Origin of the sequence: Tepidibacillus fermentans (assembly GCF_004342885.1) — a bacterium.
GTDB classification, from domain to species: Bacteria; Bacillota; Bacilli; order Tepidibacillales; family Tepidibacillaceae; genus Tepidibacillus; species Tepidibacillus fermentans.
In genome coordinates this window covers 26,320-45,651 of record NZ_SMAB01000019.1, presented here as the reverse complement: position 1 = coordinate 45,651, position 19,332 = coordinate 26,320, and the positions used below count along the sequence as shown (strand labels likewise).

20 protein-coding genes are annotated in these 19,332 nt (G+C 38.8%); all 20 read right to left on the bottom strand.

Going from position 1 to position 19,332, the window contains the following annotated elements; genetic code table 11:
* Nucleotides 1-791: 791 nt before the first annotated feature.
* From EDD72_RS10390 to EDD72_RS10295, 20 genes are read right to left on the bottom strand one after another with little or no spacing between them, the layout of a single operon-like run.
* Nucleotides 792-1,772: an ABC transporter substrate-binding protein gene (locus EDD72_RS10390; RefSeq protein ID WP_132770061.1), complete on the bottom strand. Its 981-nt coding sequence runs from the start codon at nucleotides 1,770-1,772 to the stop codon at nucleotides 792-794.
* 26 nt (nucleotides 1,773-1,798) lie between these two features.
* Entirely contained in the window at nucleotides 1,799-3,295 is a 1,497-nt protein-coding gene (locus EDD72_RS10385) for a cobyric acid synthase (RefSeq protein WP_243643824.1), read from the bottom strand.
* Nucleotides 3,288-3,884, bottom strand: a complete 597-nt coding sequence (locus EDD72_RS10380; protein WP_132770057.1) for a histidine phosphatase family protein — start codon at nucleotides 3,882-3,884, stop codon at nucleotides 3,288-3,290. Before EDD72_RS10380 ends, EDD72_RS10385 begins: the two co-directional genes overlap by 8 nt.
* 3 nt (nucleotides 3,885-3,887) lie before the next feature.
* Nucleotides 3,888-4,628, bottom strand: a complete 741-nt coding sequence (cobS, locus tag EDD72_RS10375; protein WP_132770055.1) for an adenosylcobinamide-GDP ribazoletransferase — start codon at nucleotides 4,626-4,628, stop codon at nucleotides 3,888-3,890.
* A complete protein-coding gene (gene cobU / locus EDD72_RS10370; protein WP_132770053.1) occupies nucleotides 4,625-5,233 on the bottom strand; it encodes a bifunctional adenosylcobinamide kinase/adenosylcobinamide-phosphate guanylyltransferase in 609 nt (202 codons plus the stop codon). Before cobU ends, cobS begins: the two co-directional genes overlap by 4 nt.
* Nucleotides 5,214-6,296, bottom strand: a complete 1,083-nt coding sequence (gene cobD / locus EDD72_RS10365) for a threonine-phosphate decarboxylase CobD (protein WP_132770051.1) — start codon at nucleotides 6,294-6,296, stop codon at nucleotides 5,214-5,216. The genes cobU and cobD overlap by 20 nt, the downstream gene beginning before the upstream one ends.
* Before the next feature lie 12 nt (nucleotides 6,297-6,308).
* Nucleotides 6,309-7,274, bottom strand: coding sequence for an adenosylcobinamide-phosphate synthase CbiB (locus EDD72_RS10360; RefSeq protein ID WP_132770049.1), 966 nt, complete (start codon nucleotides 7,272-7,274; stop codon nucleotides 6,309-6,311).
* 16 nt (nucleotides 7,275-7,290) lie between these two features.
* Nucleotides 7,291-8,352 (bottom strand): nicotinate-nucleotide--dimethylbenzimidazole phosphoribosyltransferase, encoded by a 1,062-nt coding sequence (gene cobT / locus EDD72_RS10355; RefSeq protein WP_132770047.1) that lies wholly within the window; start codon nucleotides 8,350-8,352, stop codon nucleotides 7,291-7,293.
* Nucleotides 8,353-8,364: 12 nt separating this feature from the next.
* The gene (gene cobO / locus EDD72_RS10350; RefSeq protein WP_132770045.1) at nucleotides 8,365-8,907 is read right to left on the bottom strand and encodes a cob(I)yrinic acid a,c-diamide adenosyltransferase; all 543 of its coding nucleotides are present in this window, start codon (nucleotides 8,905-8,907) and stop codon (nucleotides 8,365-8,367) included.
* Nucleotides 8,908-8,924: 17 nt separating this feature from the next.
* Nucleotides 8,925-10,325, bottom strand: coding sequence for a cobyrinic acid a,c-diamide synthase CobB (locus EDD72_RS10345; RefSeq protein WP_132770043.1), 1,401 nt, complete (start codon nucleotides 10,323-10,325; stop codon nucleotides 8,925-8,927).
* Nucleotides 10,325-11,428 carry a cobalt-precorrin 5A hydrolase gene (locus EDD72_RS10340; protein WP_132770041.1) on the bottom strand — a complete coding sequence of 368 codons (1,104 nt, stop codon included), beginning with the start codon at nucleotides 11,426-11,428 and terminating at the stop codon, nucleotides 10,325-10,327. The genes EDD72_RS10345 and EDD72_RS10340 overlap by 1 nt, the downstream gene beginning before the upstream one ends.
* Nucleotides 11,429-12,208: a precorrin-4 C(11)-methyltransferase gene (cobM, locus tag EDD72_RS10335; RefSeq protein WP_132770039.1), complete on the bottom strand. Its 780-nt coding sequence runs from the start codon at nucleotides 12,206-12,208 to the stop codon at nucleotides 11,429-11,431.
* Nucleotides 12,205-12,924, bottom strand: coding sequence for a precorrin-2 C(20)-methyltransferase (cobI, locus tag EDD72_RS10330; RefSeq protein WP_132770037.1), 720 nt, complete (start codon nucleotides 12,922-12,924; stop codon nucleotides 12,205-12,207). The genes cobM and cobI overlap by 4 nt, the downstream gene beginning before the upstream one ends.
* Nucleotides 12,925-12,940: 16 nt before the next feature.
* Nucleotides 12,941-14,170 (bottom strand): precorrin-6y C5,15-methyltransferase (decarboxylating) subunit CbiE, encoded by a 1,230-nt coding sequence (cbiE, locus tag EDD72_RS10325; protein ID WP_132770035.1) that lies wholly within the window; start codon nucleotides 14,168-14,170, stop codon nucleotides 12,941-12,943.
* A complete protein-coding gene (locus EDD72_RS10320) occupies nucleotides 14,136-15,251 on the bottom strand; it encodes a cobalt-precorrin-5B (C(1))-methyltransferase (protein WP_132770032.1) in 1,116 nt (371 codons plus the stop codon). Before EDD72_RS10320 ends, cbiE begins: the two co-directional genes overlap by 35 nt.
* Nucleotides 15,244-15,909 (bottom strand): precorrin-8X methylmutase, encoded by a 666-nt coding sequence (locus tag EDD72_RS10315; RefSeq protein ID WP_132770030.1) that lies wholly within the window; start codon nucleotides 15,907-15,909, stop codon nucleotides 15,244-15,246. The genes EDD72_RS10320 and EDD72_RS10315 overlap by 8 nt, the downstream gene beginning before the upstream one ends.
* Nucleotides 15,910-15,948: 39 nt before the next feature.
* Nucleotides 15,949-16,707 (bottom strand): precorrin-6A reductase, encoded by a 759-nt coding sequence (cobK, locus tag EDD72_RS10310; RefSeq protein ID WP_132770028.1) that lies wholly within the window; start codon nucleotides 16,705-16,707, stop codon nucleotides 15,949-15,951.
* A 33-nt stretch (nucleotides 16,708-16,740) separates the two neighbouring features.
* A complete protein-coding gene (locus EDD72_RS10305; RefSeq protein ID WP_132770026.1) occupies nucleotides 16,741-17,661 on the bottom strand; it encodes a sirohydrochlorin chelatase in 921 nt (306 codons plus the stop codon).
* Nucleotides 17,662-17,691: 30 nt separating this feature from the next.
* The gene (gene cobJ, locus EDD72_RS10300) at nucleotides 17,692-18,468 is read right to left on the bottom strand and encodes a precorrin-3B C(17)-methyltransferase (RefSeq protein ID WP_243643823.1); all 777 of its coding nucleotides are present in this window, start codon (nucleotides 18,466-18,468) and stop codon (nucleotides 17,692-17,694) included.
* Nucleotides 18,469-18,483: 15 nt separating this feature from the next.
* On the bottom strand, nucleotides 18,484-19,323 hold the full coding sequence (locus EDD72_RS10295) for an energy-coupling factor ABC transporter ATP-binding protein (RefSeq protein WP_132770021.1): 840 nt from the start codon (nucleotides 19,321-19,323) through the stop codon (nucleotides 18,484-18,486).
* Between the last annotated feature and the right edge of the window lie 9 nt (nucleotides 19,324-19,332).

The window sequence follows — 19,332 nt, the reverse complement described above, 5'->3', positions numbered from 1 at the left end:
GTTTGCCTTCGGCTTCCTTCAGATTCCACCTCACGGTGGACACCCTTGCCTTTGGCTATGTGCTTGGCACTATCAACCCGCACTCAGGACTTTCACCTGTTAGACTGCGCCCATGCCGGGCGCACAAATAAAAGCACCTGCTTTTGCAAGTGCTTTGTTAACAAGGCATAAAAATACCACCTCAACCTTGCTTGTTAGGTTAGGTGGTTTTGGTGTTTAGCCATTTGCCAAATTACTTCGCTAATTTCTTCTTCTTGAATTGTTTTTATCTCTCCATCATCAAATTCAACTTCATATGCTCTAGGGAAATCCTTTACATCAAAAATATGGACTACAGTTCCTTCTCGTCCGTCCTTTGTTTTAATAACGTCAAGTTCTTCTATCTTTATATAAATCTACCTCCACTTATTCATCAACAAAAATTGTTGTTAACCTAAACTTGCCGGTTTCTTTCTCTTCAATCTAACCAGTTTTCTGCTAATCTAATGTCGCACTTTCATTATATTATATAATATTTTCCTTGCTCTTCTTTTCTGATTGTTTGTATTTTGACTTGGTCTCGCATTTCTTTATAATTTTCTTTTTCTTTCTCGCTTCGTGGATCCTCGATTGCCCAGTATCCGTTTTTACCATGAACGGTAAAGATGGCCACTAACAAGGTTTATCCAGAGACTCCGATTCGAATTGAACATGAATGAACTGAAAGATTTTAGAATCTCAATTAGGTTAGCCTCAAGATAGCGATTGGATAGATGAAAGCCAGCACACATTTAGTGCTGGCTTAAAAATCTTTACTTCATTAAATCTGGATATAACGCCTTCGCTATGCTTTCTAATCCATCAATGATCCGTGGCCCTGGGCGATTCACAAGATCACTATCAAGGTCAATCACTCGTTTATTTTTGATCGCATCAATATTTTGCCAACCTTCTTTTTTCATGATGTTTGCTGCGGCATTCTTGTCATAGTATCCATAAGTAGTAAGGATCACTTGCGGGTTGCTTTTGATGATTTTTTCTTCATTATATTGTACCCAACCTTGGTCTTCAACAATATTGATCCCACCAGCTTTTGTAATGAGTTCATCCATAAACGTCCCTTTTCCCGGTGTGTATAAATCTGGAGAAACCGCTACAAATACACGTACTTTTTGCTCTGGTTTCAAAGCCGCTAGTTTCTCTTTTATCGATTTTTCCTTTTCCTTCATTTGCGAGATTACTTCTTTTGCTTGTTGTTGAGTATTGGTCACTAGACCTACTTTTTCAATCGTTTGATAGACTGCATCTAAACTTTGCGGATCAAATTGTAGAACAGGTATCTTTAATTCTCGAATTTTAGCTGTCAATTCTTTTTTGTTAAGAGACCCTAATAAAATTAAATCTGGTTTTAATTTGATAATTTGCTCAACGTTTGGATTTAGACCATCTTGAAACACATATTCGACTTTTTTCTGAACATCTTTCGGATAGTTATCATACTTCGTAACCGCAACAACTTTCCCTTCTAAACCTAAGGCAAAGAGTGTTTCAGTGTTACTAGGAATTAAGGAAATAATACGCGTCGGTTCTTTTGTAATCGTAACCTTTGTTCCTGTATCATCTGTAATGGTTAATGGGTAGGTTGTTTTTAACGCTAGTTCTTGACTTGAATTTTGGGCTGGTTGATTTTCATTTTTTGCTGTCTGTTGACTACACCCCACTAGAACACCCAATAATAGTACAAATACACTTAACCAAAGCAAACTTTTTTTCATCAAACTTTTTTTCAACATGTTCCACCTCTCCTTTGTTGATTAATTTATATATTTTGGAAAATCATATCGTTATCAAAGAATTGAATATGTTCTTTTCGAAGAGAATGGATGAACCACGCCTCTAAATTAGCAAACATCTCTTCTTTTCTTTTGGAAAAAGAGACTCTATCTTTTCTTGGTGGTAATCCATATTTCTCTCGTAGTCGATCTAACCACTCATGTCGAAAATGATCGGAATCAAAGATTCCATGAATAAAAGTTCCCCAAACTGGCAAGTTCGGATGATGAAACCCTTCAAGAGTTCCATTTTCTAATAAAAACATTCCTTCTTGTTTTTCAGTCCATTCCACCATCCCCATATGAATTTCATAACCAAAAATAGGTAGCTTAGAATGAACCGTTTCTCCTTTTACCCGAATGGTTTTCTTTTCCTTCTCAAATCTTGTAACCATTGGGAAAAAGGCAAGCCCTTCTCGTGATAAAACATTTGATTCGATCAACTCTGGATCCAACAATTTCTCACCAAGCATTTGGTATCCGCCACATATGCCGACTAATTCTCGATTTTGTGCTACATGATCCAAAATTTTTTGTTGAAATCCAGATCTTTTTAAAAATTGAAGGTCTTCCATTGTATTTTTTGTCCCTGGCAAAATCACGACATGGGGATTACCAAACTCTTTCACATCGTTTATATAGCGAATTTGGACATCCTCTTCCAGTTCTAAGGGAATAAAATCGGTGTAATTCGATATATACGGGTACTTCACAACGACGATGTCTAAGTCCGCGTTTTCTTTTTTCTTTGGTTTTTGCTGTAAAGCCACCGAATCCTCTTCTTCCCATTCTGGTAATGGATGAAAGGGAAAAACAGCAAGGACTGGGATACCTGTGTACTTTTCAATCCACTCGATTCCCGATTGAAATAACTGAAGATCTCCACGAAATTTATTAATAAAGATTCCTTTCACCCTTTTTCGCTCTTCTTCTGTTAACAATTGCAGAGTTCCTACGATTTGGGCAAAAACACCCCCCCGATCAATATCAGCAACCAAAATCACATCTGCATTGGCCCACTCGGCGACCTTCATATTCACAATGTCCCGATCTTTTAAATTCATCTCAACAGGACTGCCTGCACCTTCAATGATAATCAAATCGTACTCCGCTTGTAGCTTCGCTAATGATTCCTGAACCACTTTTTTCAATTCTTCGTGTTTTGTCTCTCGATATTCTCGAAAATTCATTTGAGCGATCGGTTTGCCGCGAACAATGACTTGTGAAGCATATGGATTGCTTGGTTTAAGCAGTATTGGATTCATATGTTCTGAGGCAACAATTCCAGCTGCATCGGCTTGCAAACCTTGGGCTCGGCCTATTTCTTTCCCATCTACTGTGATATAGGAATTTAAGGCCATATTTTGCGCTTTAAAGGGAGCAACAGAAACATTTCTTTGCGAAAAGTAACGACATAACGCTGTGACAATCCTACTTTTACCGACATCAGAACCTGTACCCACAATCATGAAAGCCTTAGCCATCTTCAATTTCCCCTTCATCGACTTCTCTCATTTCTTTGTTTAGCCAATTCAGATAAAAAAGAGCTCCAGGTCGAACATTCAGATCATAAAAAGACGTATGATGAATCATTGAATAAAGAGCTCGAATCGGACCTCCATGGGTGATGACAAGCATAGATTGACCAAGATTTTTCCCGACCCATTCATCAAGGAAAGAAACGATCCGTGTTTTTAACTGATGTAAGGTTTCTCCGTTTGGCGGTGAATTTTGCTCAGGATCATGAAGCCATTTAATAAACAACTCTTGTTGATTTTGATACAACCAATCATAATCTTTTAATTCCCAATCGCCAAAATTCAGTTCTTTCAGCCGCTCATCCTGCATAATAGGAATATTCGTATTCAGTTGTTTACGAATGATCTGCATCGTCTCTATTGTCCTTTTCATTCCACTATGCACCATCATATCAACCCGGTGTTGTTGCAAGAAAGGAACCCATTTTCGGATCTCAACATCGTTATGATCTGACAACGACGGATCACTGTTTCCAAGCAATATTCCTTTTTCATTCCATTTTGTCCGTCCATGTCGGAGTAAATAAAAGTCCATGTCTCACCTCGATAACAGAACAAACATGAGCCAAAGCACCGTTTCTCCGCCTTCGATTAACCACCCATATACATCCCCTGTTAATCCCCCTAATTTTTTTGTAAAATATACGCCAAATAGAAAGACAAACCCCGTAATAAGGAGAAACATATATATCCCATAAGAGGTCAGCCAAAATAATGGCAGAATCCATAACAAAGTAAATAAGAAGTTTTTAAGAGTTAGGGCTTCTTTTAGCATCCTTCCCAACCCTTCCTTTCGCGCATAGGGAAAGAGAAAAACTGCCAATACGACACCAAAGCGAGCTAGTAAAGGGGAAACAAGGAGAACCTCCATAAAAAAGTTAGAATTGATACTATTCAAACTCGACGTTTTTAACGCAAATAAAATAACAAATCCGATTACCCCCATTGCCCCAACACGGCTATCTTTCATAATCGCAAGCATTTTTTCTTTATCTCGGCTACTCCCAATCCCATCAAAAACATCCATCCAACCATCTGCATGTAACCCTCCTGTTATCCATAAAAGGAAAGAAACCAATAGGATCGAATGGAAGTTCCTAGGAAACAAATCAGCCGTCATTTGATAAAAGAGGAAAAGGAAAAACCCAATGATCCAACCGACAGCTGGAAGGAAGAGAATCGAACGTTTCATCCTCTCTTGATCATAATGTATGGCATATGGAACCGGAATCCGGCTAAAATATTGGATTGCCATCCAAAACGAATCAATTTCATTCATAAATCTCCTAATTTTTGCATCACCCCTTTCTCATCGTCTTTGATCAACATTGGGATTCCCGCTACCACTAAATAAACTTGGTCCGCTACCTTTGCTAATTTTTGATTGGTCCAACCTAGCAAATCCTGATAGATTCGGCCTAAAACATTCATTTCAATCCCGCCAAAACCCACCTCATTCGTGACGAGGATCGCTTTGTGGTTCGTTTCTCTGAGGGCATGAATAAAGCGTTCGATTTGCTCTTCAACTTTTTTTAAACCTTTTTCCGATTCCCACATTTCTTTTCCCATTGGATCTTTTTGCAAAAGAAGATTAGAAACCCACACCGTAACACAATCGAGTAAAGTGACGGTATCAGCTGAAGCCTTTTCATTTGGGGCAAAGTATTGATCAATCCATATTGGCTCTTCGATAACGTTCCAAGACGTTGGGCGATTTTTTTGATGATGGAGAATTCTTCTTCTCATTTCTTCATCTTTAGCTTCGGCAGTTGCAATATAACGAACCTGTCTTTCATATTGGCTGGCAAGAGATTGAGCAAAACTCGACTTACCACTTCTTACTCCGCCCGTAACCAAGATGATTTTAGCTTGAGGATAGGACAAACTGTTTCAACTCCTTTAAAAGCTCAAGGTTTTCTTCCCGTGTTTTGATGGCCAGACGAATAAAATGATCATCTAGTCCTGGAAAAGAATGAGCCAAACGAATAGCGATTCTTTTTTTCTTCAACGCTTGTTCAAGTACACGTGCAGAAAAGGTAGTACGTACCAAATAGAAATTTGCAGAAGTTGGATAAATATGATACTCATCCATTTGTTTCATTTCTTGATAAAACCATTCTCTTTCCTGTTGAACCCATGTTCGGGTTTCTTCGATAAATGAAATGTCATCAAGTAAAAGAATACCCATCTGTTGTGCCAAAGCATTAACCGTCCAAGGGTCTCTAACCATCTCCATAGAATGAATCAACCACGAAGGCCCTATTGCATACCCTAAGCGAATTCCAGGAATGGAGTAAAATTTTGTCAAAGACCGTACTAAGATAAGGGAAGCTTTTTCGTGAAAAAGCTCAATCAGTCCTAATGGCTCATTTGTAAACTCAATAAACGACTCATCGACGACTAAAAGGGCCTGCCTATCTTTAACGAAGCGAATGACTTCTACCATTTCCTCTAAAGAAACCATTTGGCCTGTTGGGTTATTCGGACGACAAATGTACAGTAAATCCCCTTTAGATAGAATCGCTTTTAATCTTTCAAGGGGAAATATAAACCGATCCCCATCTATCTCATAAAAGATCCGTTTTATTGGAACATTTGCCGCTTGTAACGATGCTTCATATTCGGAAAAAGTAGGATGAACAATGACTCCTCGGTTGACACGAAGAACTCTTGGTAAGAGAAAGAAAAGTTCCGCTGCTCCATTTCCAATCACGACTTGTTCTTGATTCACTTTTAACTTTTTCGCGATTTGTTCCTTAAGAGAATACGCTTGTTCTACTGGGTATTTATGAATCCATGATTGATCTGATTTGTGAAAGAAATCCATAACGGAAGCTGGTGGCCCTAACGGATTGGTATTGATACTAAAATCCAATTCTGCCCAAGACTTACTCCCATGTTCCCTTTTACTCAATAAACGGATATGTTCCTGTATCCATTCTTTCACATCATCACCAACCTAATTGGTAAAATAAAGCGACCAAAAGATCAAGGTATACAAGCCAATGAAGATTCCACTTGCACCATATAACAACTGAATCGTTTGTTGAATATGCTCTACCTGAAGTGGTCTAAGGTTGTCACCCATATACGCCCTTTTTTTTGGTTGGCCAAAATAAACATTGACCCCTCCTAAGCGTATATGTAAAGCTCCTGCAACACATGCTTCCGGTATTCCGCTGTTCGGACTAGGATGTAAATGTGCATCTCGAAACCAAATAGAAAGGGACTTTTTCGCATCCAATTGTAAGAACCAAGCCGCGAAGACGATGAGAACACCGGTGATCCTTGCAGGGATATAATTAAGTAGATCATCAAATCTTGCAGAAGCAAAGCCAAAATCACGATAACGTTCGTTTTTATACCCGCACATCGAATCGAGTGTATTGGCCGCTCGATACGCCATCGCCAATGTAGGTCCTCCTAAAATCGCATAAAATAATGGGGAGATCACTGCATCCACAATATTTTCCGCAATGGTTTCAACCGTTGCCCGAATCACTTCCGATTCATCCATATGATCAGTATCCCGACTAACGATATAACCAACCTGTTTTTTCGCTTCTTCTAGTTCTTTTACCTTTAATAAAGAGATCAGCTTCTTCCCCTCGTCTGCTAAGCCTTTTGTTGCAATGGTGGTTGAAATCATCCAAGCACCAACCAGCCAAGATAACCAAAGATGAACCTGATTCATTACAAATAAAATGAGCCATACCAATCCATAACTACTGCCAACAATGAGAATGACTAAAATAATCCCTAATAACCGCTCTGAAAAATGGGAAGTAAATCTTCGTAAAAATGTTTCCATATGGCTAATGGCATTGCCAATCAACACCACGGGATGTGTTAATTGCTTTGGATCACCAATCCACAAATCAATGAGAAATGCGGTTATCACTTGCCAATAAAGATATTGGTCCATACTCTATCCTCTGTCGTTAGTTTTGAGAAACGATTTTATTTGCTACGTTTGCCTCTTCAAAGGTAGCCATTTCCTGAAAGAGAGACTGAGCAGAACGAAGTATTGGAAGAGCTAGGATTGCACCTGTTCCTTCCCCTAATCGTAGGTTCAATTGTAATAATGGATAGATTTGCAACGCTTGTAGCATATGTCGATGTCCTGGCTCCTCAGATTGATGGGAAGCGATCATATAAAGTACACTCTTTGGTTCAATCTTTGCTGCAATCAATGCCGAAGCACCCGTATTAAAACCATCGAGCAGAATGGGAACTCGCTTATAAGCCGCAGCCAAAATCATCCCTGTCATCGCTGCAATTTCATATCCACCAAACGTAGCTAAAATCTCAAGAGGATCATTAGGCTGTAGATTATGGAATTGTAATGCTTGTTGAATGATCTCTTTTTTATGTTGCCACTGTTCCGAATTCAAACCAGTCCCCCGACCTACAACTTCATCAAAAGACCTTTGTAGTAATAAAGCAGCAATCGCTGCACTCGATGTGGTATTTCCAATCCCCATTTCTCCAATTGCTAATCCTTTTGCACCATTTTCTACTTCCATCACTCCTAAATCAAATCCCACTTGGATCGCCTCTATTGCTTCCTGTTGCGTCATCGCTTTCTCTTTGAGGAAATTCCGAGTACCTTGTCCAATTTTCTTCTGGATTAAGCGGGGATTATCGATCGAATCTTTCATTCCCACATCGACCACTTTTAATAACACATCATGATGACGTGTTAACACATTGATCGCCGCTCCACCATGAAGAAAATTATAAACCATTTGTGTCGTCACTTCGGAAGGAAAAGCAGAAACTCCCTCTTCTGTTATTCCATGATCCCCTACAAAAACAAAACTTGTAATCGGGTCCACATGGAAACGAGTCGTCTGATAAATGCCTGCCAATTGAATGGCCAAATCTTCTAACATTCCCAAACTACCCTGTGGTTTTGTCAGTTGATCTAAACGAGTCTCTGCTTCTTTCATCACATTCACATCTAACAATTGAATCTGATCAATAGCCGTTTGCCAATTCATGTTCTTTCCTCCTCAATATTCAATCCCTTGGATTGCTGGAATTCCTTCATTATAGTAATGTTTTACTTCTTGAATCTCAGAAACAAGATCAGCTTGGTTGATGAGTTCAGGTTTGGCATTTCGCCCTGTAATCACTACATGTAACGCTTTCGGTTTTTGTTGAAGAAATTGAATCACTTCTTGTAATGGAAGAACATCATCAATGGGAAAATCAGTGATTGCTAAAGCATTATTCAACTCGTCTAATACAATCAGATCATAAGAGCCGGACATTGCTTTCTCTTTTACAAATTCCCAACCTCTTTTTAACGCCTGCCGATGTTCTTCTGCTGTTTTCGTCCAAGTAAAGCCAATTCCTAATTGGTGGATCTCAATTCCTAACTTCTCTAATGTCTTTTTTTCACCATAGTCTCTTTCAGGTGATTTAATAAATTGAAAGATGCCTACCCTTAGACCTTGACCGAATGCACGAACGGCTAGTCCAATTGCAGCTGTCGTTTTTCCTTTTCCGTTTCCCGTATAAATGATCGTTAAGCCTTTTTTCGTTTCTTTCATCAATTTCTCTCCTTTCTTCAAGTGAATTTATCTTTTTTTTGATATTCAACTGCTTTTTCTAACCAATGAATAACCATATTTGGATTTGAAGGAAAGTAGAAGTGTGTATATCCAGCTACTAGATTTTCCTGATGGTAACCATCGAAAAATTCTCCGCCTAATCCCTTTACTTTATACGCATATGGGTAGTTTTCAATCGTTGGAATTAATCTAGAATAGTGAAATTCGTGTCCTTTTGCTGTCTCTCCTTTGTTTAATAATACTTGTTGCGTAAGTGCAGTGATTTCCCGATATCCTAATGCAGCTAAACGTTGTTGCATTTGAACTTTTGCAGGAATGATTCCGACCATCTCATACGAATTTCCATTGTGATCAACGATCGCCTCAGTTAAGAACATATAGCCACCACATTCGGCAAATGTTGGCATTCCCTGACTGATCTTTTCCCGAAAATCAGCGATTACCTTTTTCTGTGCGGTTAATTGAGCAGCAAATTCTTCCGGAAATCCTCCTCCGATATACAATCCATCTGCATCAACTGGAATGGTTTCCCCAGCCAAGGGGCTAAAGTATTGAATTCTTGCCCCATACTGTTCTAGTAGCTCTAAATTCTCAGGATAATAGAAATGAAATGCTTGATCTTTTGCCACAGCTATTGTTACAGGATAACATCGCTCAGAAAATGGCTGAAAGATAGAGGGGTGATTGACGACTACTTCTTCTGCTTTTTTGGCAATCTGTACGAATTGATTGAGATCAATGTGCTCTTCTATCAATTCGGCTAATTGCTGAAATAATGGATTAAGTTCCCCTCGTTCAATTGCTGGAACAAGTCCTAGATGTCTTTCCGGTATACTCATGATTTGGTTTTTATTTAAATAACCAATCACTGGAATTCCTGTCATATCTTCGATCGCTTTTTTGACCAATTCATAATGTCGAAACCCTCCCACTTGATTGACAATTACACCAGCAAGATGAATACGGGGATCCATTTGCTGAAACCCAAGAACCATCGCTGCTGCACTTCGGGCTACTCCCTCTGCATTAATAACCAAAACGACTGGAGCGTTTAATAATCGGCTTATTTCCGCAGTACTTCCTCTGTCGCTTAGAGGGTCTTTGCCATCATAAAATCCCATCACACCCTCAATTACTGCAAGATCTGCACCAAGTGAGCCACGGATAAAGATTTCCTTCATGATTTCTGAATCAACCATCCAAGTATCAAGATTCCTTGACTCCCTTTTTGTCACTGCAGTGTGATATGTAGGATCAATATAATCGGGTCCTACTTTAAACCCTTGAACAGTGATTCCTCTTTTTACTAGAGCAGCCATTATACCAATCGTTAACGTCGTTTTCCCTACTCCACTTCCTGTCCCAGCAATAACAACTCTTGGAATCTGTGTTTTCATCAATTCACTCCTTTTTCTAATCTACCAATGGAAATCGTAACGTTCCCTGCTTTTTTCTTTTGCAATAGAAGTTGATTTGTTCTAGCAGATAAACAAGCAGCAGGTTCACTCACCCCATAAACCCCTATATGACGATAAACCGTTTCTGAAGGATGTTGAATGGATACCTGATTTAATTCATCTTTAGTATAAAAAACGATTGGCCATTGGTACTTTTGATGAATCTCTAATAATCCTAATTCATCCCTTTTTAAATCAATGGTTGCGAGATGGTCAATACTCTTCCAGGATAACCCTTCCTCTTCTAACGTAGAAAAGATCACAGACTCGATTTCCGATGCTGATGTACCACGATTACATCCGATTCCAACCACTAATGTTTTCGGACGGTAGAGAATGGTCTTCTCAGGGAGATCATTCCATTCTTGTTGATGAAGCAATCGATCGGTAATGACAATTGCCCCTTGATAATCTTCCTTGATTCTACTTTCACTTGATATCGAAGAATAAAACGTAAATTGTTCAGAACGAGGAATCGAAGAAGGCCACCAATCCCTTTCTCCAACTTCTTGAATGATCGCAATTTTTTCGTCATTCACAACCGCTGCACTTACCGCTGTAACATGTTGAACGGAATCCAGCTGCCAACCATATTGAACTCCTAGCAAATCAACAGCTAATTTTTGGTTGACATCAGACGATGTCGTAATAACTGGAATCGCCCCCATTAAATTGGCTACTTGATTGGCTAAATGGTTAGCCCCTCCTAAGTGTCCAGACAAGACACTAATGGCATACCGGCCATTGTCATCTAAGACAACAACTGCCGGATCTGTCCTTTTGTCCTTGATAAGTGGAGCAATTATTCGCACAACAGCACCAAGTGCCATAAATAAGATCAATCCTCGATAGGATAAAAATAAGGAAGATAAGAGCGTTGCCATACTACCATCAATCACATAAATATCCTTTTCTTCTTCATCTCCGAAAACCCATTTTTTTGGATAATAGAGATCACTATCAGGTAGTCGCTCATGCAGAAATCGTGCTTGACTTACTCCTTTTTTTGTAATTGCCACAATCGCATATGCTTTTTTCACCATTTACTCCCCTTTTCGATATCCATGGCTAAATCGCCCATCATACAATTTGGAACGATTTTTATCGATATCCAGATGATTTTGAAAAACGTTGCCGGCCAAAATCATCGCATGGGAGTGAATATTCTCTTTCTTCAATTCCTCTACCACTTTTGCCAATGTACTTTGGATAATTTTTTGATCTTCCCAAGTCGCACGATATACAACCACAATCGGTGTATCTTCTGCCCATCCAGCGAATCTTAATTCCTCTACGACTTTTCCAATAAATGATGAACTTAGAAATAATGCAAGAGTACTATGGTGACGTGCTAATTCCCTTAATTTCTCCTTTTCTGGTACAGGGGTTCTTCCTTCTATTCTTGTAATGATTAAAGTTTGAGTTAGTTCTGGAATGGTAAGCTCCGCCTTGATTTGTGCAGCAGCCGCAAAAACGGAGCTTACACCAGGGATGATCTCATAATCAATACCTTCCCTTTGCAATCGTCTCATTTGTTCCGATGTCGTACTAAAAATTGAAGGATCTCCAGTATGTAAGCGTACAACAAGACTTCCTTTTTGAATTTCTTCAACGATCATCTCTATTTGTTGTTCCAAGGTGAGCCCTGATGTTTTAATCGTTTTTGCTCCTTTTTTTACCCTATCTAATAAAGAAGGATGGATTAAAGAATCGGTATAAAGAATCACATCTGCTTGTTGCAGTAGTTTTAACCCTTTTACTGTAATGAGATCAGGGTCTCCAGGTCCTGCTCCAACGAAATAAGCCTTATTTTCTTTCATCATGTTCTCTTCACCACCATTAATGACAAATAGGGTAACTCTTTTCCTTTTAAATCTAATACGTTTTTGTAGATGATTTCTTCGTTTGAAGTTGCTTTTGTGACTATTGCAGCCTTTTCTAAGGTATTGGTTTCGATTAAAACATCGACTAATAAATCAAGGACTTTTGCTATTTTTAAGAAAATAATCGTCTCATGTTGTTCAATTGCTTTTTTCATGTGATCTTTATTTCTCGTAGCTGGAATAATTCCGACCTGTGCATCGCCATCAGCTAATGGTAAATGTAATGAAGCCGCGGCACCAAAAATTGAAGAAATTCCCGGAATCGATTGGACGGCAACCTCTGGATGAAGGAGTCCCATATATTGGCGAAGATGAATAAATGTACTATAAAATAAAGGGTCTCCTTCTGTAAGAAAAGCAACATCCTTTCCCTGTTGTAAGTAGCGAAATACTGCTTCTGTTGCTTCTTTCCATTGCTGTTTGATGATTTCTTTATTCTTGGTCATCGGGAAAAGTAAAGGAAGCAATTGCTGCCTTTCCATGTCAATAAAATCACTTACAATCGACAAAGCATAACTCGCCTCATTTACCGCCTTTATTGGAAAAGCAATCACCGGTGAATTTTTGATCACCCGTAATGCTTTTAATGTGAGAAGTTCGGGATCGCCAGGGCCAAGGCCAATACCAAAAAATTGTCCGATTTTATGTTCTTCCATCCGCTTCTTCCTCTCTTCACCCTTTTGAATTCGTTGCTGTAACAATATAAATTGGATTTAAACTCTCAAATCCTGTTTTATTGACAATCGGCTTACTTCGGGCAATCTGCACAAGTGTAATTTTCGGTGAACATCCCTTATTTTCAAAAAAATGCAAAGTATCCATCAACGTTTCCATCGTTATGGCGTTCACGATCACCCTTCCGTTTTGCTTCAGCCGATGACAGCCTAGCTGAAGGATTTCTTCTAACCTCCCATTGCTCCCTCCGACAAAAATCACATCTGGATCGGGAAGATCGTTTAAACAATCTGGGGCTTCTCCATGGATAACTGTAAAATCCGTACGAAACTTCTTCATATTTTTTCTAATAAAATCTATATTCTCAATGTCTTTTTCAATCGCATAAACTTTAGCATCTGGCTGATATTTGGATGCTTCAATGGAAACAGAACCTGAACCAGCTCCAATATCCCAGAGAATATCTCCTGATCTTAATTTCATTTCTACTAAACTTAATACCCGTATCTCTTTTTTGGTTATTAATCCTTTTTTAGGCTTTTTTTGATAAAATTCTTCGTCTTCGATTCCCAAATTCCAACTTTGAACGGCTGGAATTTCTTTTCGTCTTCGCAATATGACGATATTTAACGGTGCGAATGTTTGAACAGCCGCTTCTTCTAGAGATAATAGATAAACCCTTTCATTTCTTCCACCAAGATATTCACCAATAAACATTTCATACTCATCAAATCCATAGTTTAGTAGATACTTAGCAATCGCTGTCGGAGAATGAACAGTATCGGTTAACAGAGCAATCTTTGCTTTTCCATCGATTCTTTGGGCTAGACCTGTTAGTGCCCGTCCATGTAAACTTTCTATATAAGTGTCCTGCCAAGTATCTCCCAACCTAGCAAATGCTAATTGAAGTGAACTAAGGTGGGGATAGATGGATAGATTTTCACTTCCTACGATGTCAAGAAACAAACGGCCAATTCCAAAGAAAAGTGGATCACCTGAAGCAAGAACAACCACCTTTTTGTTGATTGCTTCCTCCTTTAAACGGTGTAGGATAAATGGAAGATCTCCTTTTAAGACCCATTTTTCTTTTTGAAAATGAGGAAAATAGGAAAGGTGTCTTTCCCCGCCGACTAAAATATCTGCTTCATCGATCCATTTTCGATAGTGAGGGGAAATCCCATTTTCTACATCGTTACCGATGCCAATGATCTTTATTTTTCCAATCATCCATCTCCACCCTCCCAAGAACTCTTCCCAATTTTGAAACAAGAATGACCTCTAGGATCAATCCTCCCTGAATATAAGAAAGACTCTCTAAAGCGACCAAACGGCAAATTTCTGCAAAATAAGATGGTCTATTTTCTTCGATGATGATTTTCTCAACCCATGCAGCCGTATTGGCTTGTTTAATTTTTTCTTGAACTGAATTGGAAATGTAAAGCCGGTTTGCAATATTAGCTAGAAATTGAAAATCAATACTCGACTCTTTTGAATGAACCATCATCTTCCCTTGCGCAACCTTGGATAGTTTTCCAATCATCCCTAAGATGGTTACCTTTTTTGCTCCTAGTCTTTTCGCGTGTTTTAAAGCAAAGCCAACAAATTCGCCCATTTGGATAAAAGCCATTTCCTCTTTTTCCTTAAAGATGTTCTGCGCAATCTTTTCACTTGTACTCCCAGTCGTTAAAATAAAATGGTCGATCCCATTGATTCTGGCAACACGAATCGCTTGAACAATACTTGCCTGGTAAGCATCATGAGAGTAAGGGATCACCGTACCTCTTGATCCTAAAATGGAAATCCCACCAATAATCCCCAATCTAGGATTTAATGTCTTTTTCGCTAACTCTTCACCATTGGGTACCGAAATGACCACTTTTACACCTTTTGTAAGTTGATAGAATTCTAAAAGCTGTTTTACTTCTTTTTCGATCATGCGTCTTGGAACAGGATTGATTGCTGCTTCGCCAATAGGGACTGGTAATCCAGGTTTGGTTACTCGACCAACCCCTTTTCCACCGTCTATCTCAATCCTTTCTTCATCAAGCCATGAAACGGTTGACAGAATCAACGCTCCGTGAGTGACATCGGGATCATCGCCTGCATCTTTGATCACACCTGCCGTTGCTGTGGTTAGGCTATACGTAGAGTTTTGAATGGGAAATCTAACCCTCTCACCAATCGGCAACTGGATTTCGATATCATAAATCTGGCTCTGCTCAATTAACATAAGTAGAGCTGCTTTTGTTGCGGCAGTTGCACAGGCTCCTGTTGTATATCCGCTTCGTAATCCTTTTTTCTTACTCATTTTCATCCCGATTCACTTGTTGAGCCATCAGTGAGAGAGCATTCACAATTGCTGCAGCCACTGGGCTTCCACCTTTTCTTCCTTGATTGGTAATATACGGAACATCTAATTTCTGTAATTCTTCTTTTGCTTCTTTTGCAGAGACAAAGCCAACAGGAACACCGATGATGAGATCGGGCTTTGCTTTTCCCAATTTTACCAGCCGAATCAGTTCTAAAAGTGCTGTTGGTGCATTTCCGATAGCAAAAATACCCCCCTCGATTTGGCTTGTTGCCTTTTGCATGGCAAGAATCGAACGAGTTATGTTTTGTTCTTTCGCTTCCTTGACGATATCCTCATCCCGTATATGACAAATGATTTGTCCACCAAAATGTGTGATGCGAGATTGATGGATTCCAGCCTTTACCATTTCCACATCCGTCACAATTTTTTTTCCTTGGCGAATTGCGAAGATACCCGCTTTCACTGCTTCTGGATGAAATCGTAAACTTCTCCCTAATTCAAAATCCGCGGTCGTATGAATCACTCTTTTGACAATTGGAAATTGTTCTTCGGAAAAAGAATGATTACCGATTTCTTCTTCTATCATTTCAAAACTTTTTAACTCAATCTCCTGAGGTTGAATCGTTATTGGCGAAAATTCCACGAAAAAATCCATATCCCTCACCTTTCGTTGATTCCATTTACAACTCATTTACTAGTGTTCCTCTAGGTATTTCAACAAATCTTCAAACTGATGAAACACGATAGGATACTGGAGTTTGGGCCTTTGTATCACGATCGTCTCAATTCCCATTTGGATGGCACTCTCTACCTTTTCTAAAAATCCTCCTTCTTTCCCACTTTCCTTTGTAATTAGAAGATTGATTCCATATTTTTTATAGATGGCTTGGTTCAATCCAGCTGAAAATGTTCCTTGCATGGCAATGATATTTTCCTTTGGAATTCCCAATGATTCGCACTTTTTTAGGTTTTCTACCGTAGGTAAAATGCGAAAAATGAGTCGAATATTTGGCTCCCCTAATAAAGACTTTGCAAATCGATCAATTTTAGTGATTCCTGTAGTGACGAATACAACACCTTTCTTTTCTCTTATCCATTTAATGGCTTCTAAATAGGAAGATACGAAATGAAGGTATTGGCTCTCACTTAGAACTGTTGACGGCCGCTCATACCGTAAATAAGGTATGTTTACTTCTTTTGCTACTTCCATCGCATATTTTGAAACAAGTTCTGCATAAGGATGTGTCGCATCAATAATGGCTTTAAATTTCTTTGCAAGAACCATTTCTAGCATTTGTTCTTTCGTTAACCTTCCAATATAAATGGGGATGTTTAAAGATTTATATTTTTGGGCAGCTTGTTCTGTGACCACACTTACGGATACCTTCTTATTATGTTGCCGTAAAAAAGCAGTTAGTTCTCTTGCATCTTTTGTTCCTGCTAATACTAACATTTTATCTAACCTCTGCTTATGGTTCTTGTTCACTTATTCATGATGTTGAAGATGAGTATGCTTTTCGTATTGATGATTATGGTGATGATGACCATTATGATGATGTACGTGATCATGGTGATCATGATGATGAGAATGATGTATAAAGTTTAAACGATACTTACATAAGTCACAATTAAGGGCTGGTTTCCCCTCTAATGCTTCAAAGGCACGGTCAGTGAGAACATCGATTAATTTGTGATCAAGCCCTAGATATGGAGCTCTTTTGATCTTTCGGTTTGGATATAATTGTTGATAATGTTCGATCATTTGATCCATTCTTTTGATCAATATCCCTGTGAATAAGAAAAAAGGTAAAATATAAATGTTTTTTGCCCCTGTCGCAATACATCTTTTGATCCCTTCTGTAAACGTCGGCTCTGTTATTCCCATGAATGCAGGTTCAACCCACTTAACCGGAGTCCGTTCCCACAATAACCGCATGATTTTGTAAAGATCGCTGTTTGCGTCGGGATCACTACTTCCCCTTCCCACAAGTAAAATCGCTTCATCTTTCCTTTGTTCCCCACTTTCTCCTTGAAAACCTATTTCTTTCAGACGATCTGTGAGAATTTGTAACGTTACTTCATGAATCGCGATGGGCCTTCCATATGTAAAAGTAACGTCTGGATATTTCCCTTTTGCTTGATCAATCTCATAGGGAATATGTATTTTAGCATGACCAGCGGAAAAAAGAATAATCGGTACGAGCGCGACTTTTGTTGCCCCTTGCCGAATACATTGATCAATTCCTTCAGCAACTGTAGGTGTCGTTAATTCTAAAAAACAAGTTTCAATAATCGGTACCGACTTTATTTCTCTGATTTTTTGTGCTACTTTTTCTGTGAAACGAAATACTTCTTCATTTCCTTCCGCATCGAGACTCCCATGTGCAACAAATAAAATGGCTTCCATTTCTTCTCCCCCAAAATTTATATTTTTTCGTTAATGTTCTGTTAAACTGTATTTATTTTGATAACCACGTGGTGTCACGATTTTTTGATCAAATTGAAAAGTGGCCTGATTACCAACAATAATGGTGGTTACCATATTCATCTCATGATGAAGCATTTCACCTAAAGTCGTCACGATGACTTCTTGGTCGTCTCGATACGCATTCTTTACAATGCCTACTGGTGTATCAGCCGAACGGTATTGCAATAAAATTTCTTGCGTTTTTTGGATCGGCAGAATTCTTTTCTTACTTTTAGGATTATAAAGAGCGATGACAAAATCTGCTTCTGCAGCCAGACGAATTCTTTTTTCAATTTGTTCCCATGGTGTTAAAAGGTCGCTCAAACTGATCGTACAATAATCATTCATAAGGGGCGCACCGAGTAAAGCGGCTGCTGCGTTAACCGCTGATATTCCAGGGATCACTTCAATTTGAACAGATATTTTTCCCTCTCTTGATGCTAAAATTTCGTAAATAAGCCCAGCCATTCCATATACCCCAGCATCTCCGCTAGAGATAACAGCTACCATTTTTCCCTTCTTTGCTAGATCAATCGCGAGCTCTGCTCTTTCAATCTCTTTGGTCATTCCTGTGGCGACCACTTCTTTTCCCTGAATATATGGAAGGATAAGATCGATATAAGTCCGATAACCTACGATGATTTCGCTTTTATTAATAGCAAGTTGTGCTTGTTTTGTCATTAATTCCACACTACCAGGTCCAATTCCAACAATGAATAGATGTCCAATCGTTCCCATTTTGTCCATATTTCCCTTCACTTTTTATTTACAGATGTTATGTAATAAAGATAATAATTCAGTAGATGAAGTTGGTGGTTTTATCGAAGAATCGATTCGTTTCTGTTTTAATAACCCTTGGTAGATTTCCCAAAAAATTGGCGGTTTTAAGCCAGAATCCCTTAATATTGTTGCGTCAGAAAAAATCTCCAAAGGTGTTCCTTCTTTTAATTTTTTTCCATTTTTTAAAACAATGAGGTGGTCCGCCCATTGATAAGCCAGTTCCAAATCATGAGTAGATAAAAGGATTAACTTGGAGCTTGATTTTTCTTCTAAAAATTGGATCAATCGTTCGATAGCCTTTGGTTCAAGATAGGCGGTTGGTTCATCTAATAATAAAATCTCTGGTTCCATCACCAAGACTCCAGCTAAGGCTACTAATTTTTTTTCACCTAAACTAAGATAATGGATTGGCCTCTGTACCAAATGGGTGATATGTAAATATTCCATAATGAACTGAACTTTTTCTTGAATCATTTTATCGGGAAGGTTCAAATTTTTGAGTCCATAGGCTATATCCTCCCAAACATTTGATAAGAAGAGTTGTTGTTCTGGGTCTTGAAAAACTATACCAACCTTCCTTCTTAATCGATTTAATTCTCTAGGAGAATACTTAAGTTCTTTTTGATTGACGGTCACTTTACCTGACTTTGGTCGGAAAATGCCATTAATATGGCCTAAAAGTGTTGATTTCCCTGCTCCATTATGGCCAATTAGCGCAACCTTTTTGCTATTCGGGATCTTTAGGGTTAAGTGATCAAGTGCTACCGTTCCATTCGAATATTGATAAATTACATTTTCAAATTCAATCATTGGTGGTTCCATAATTTTTTC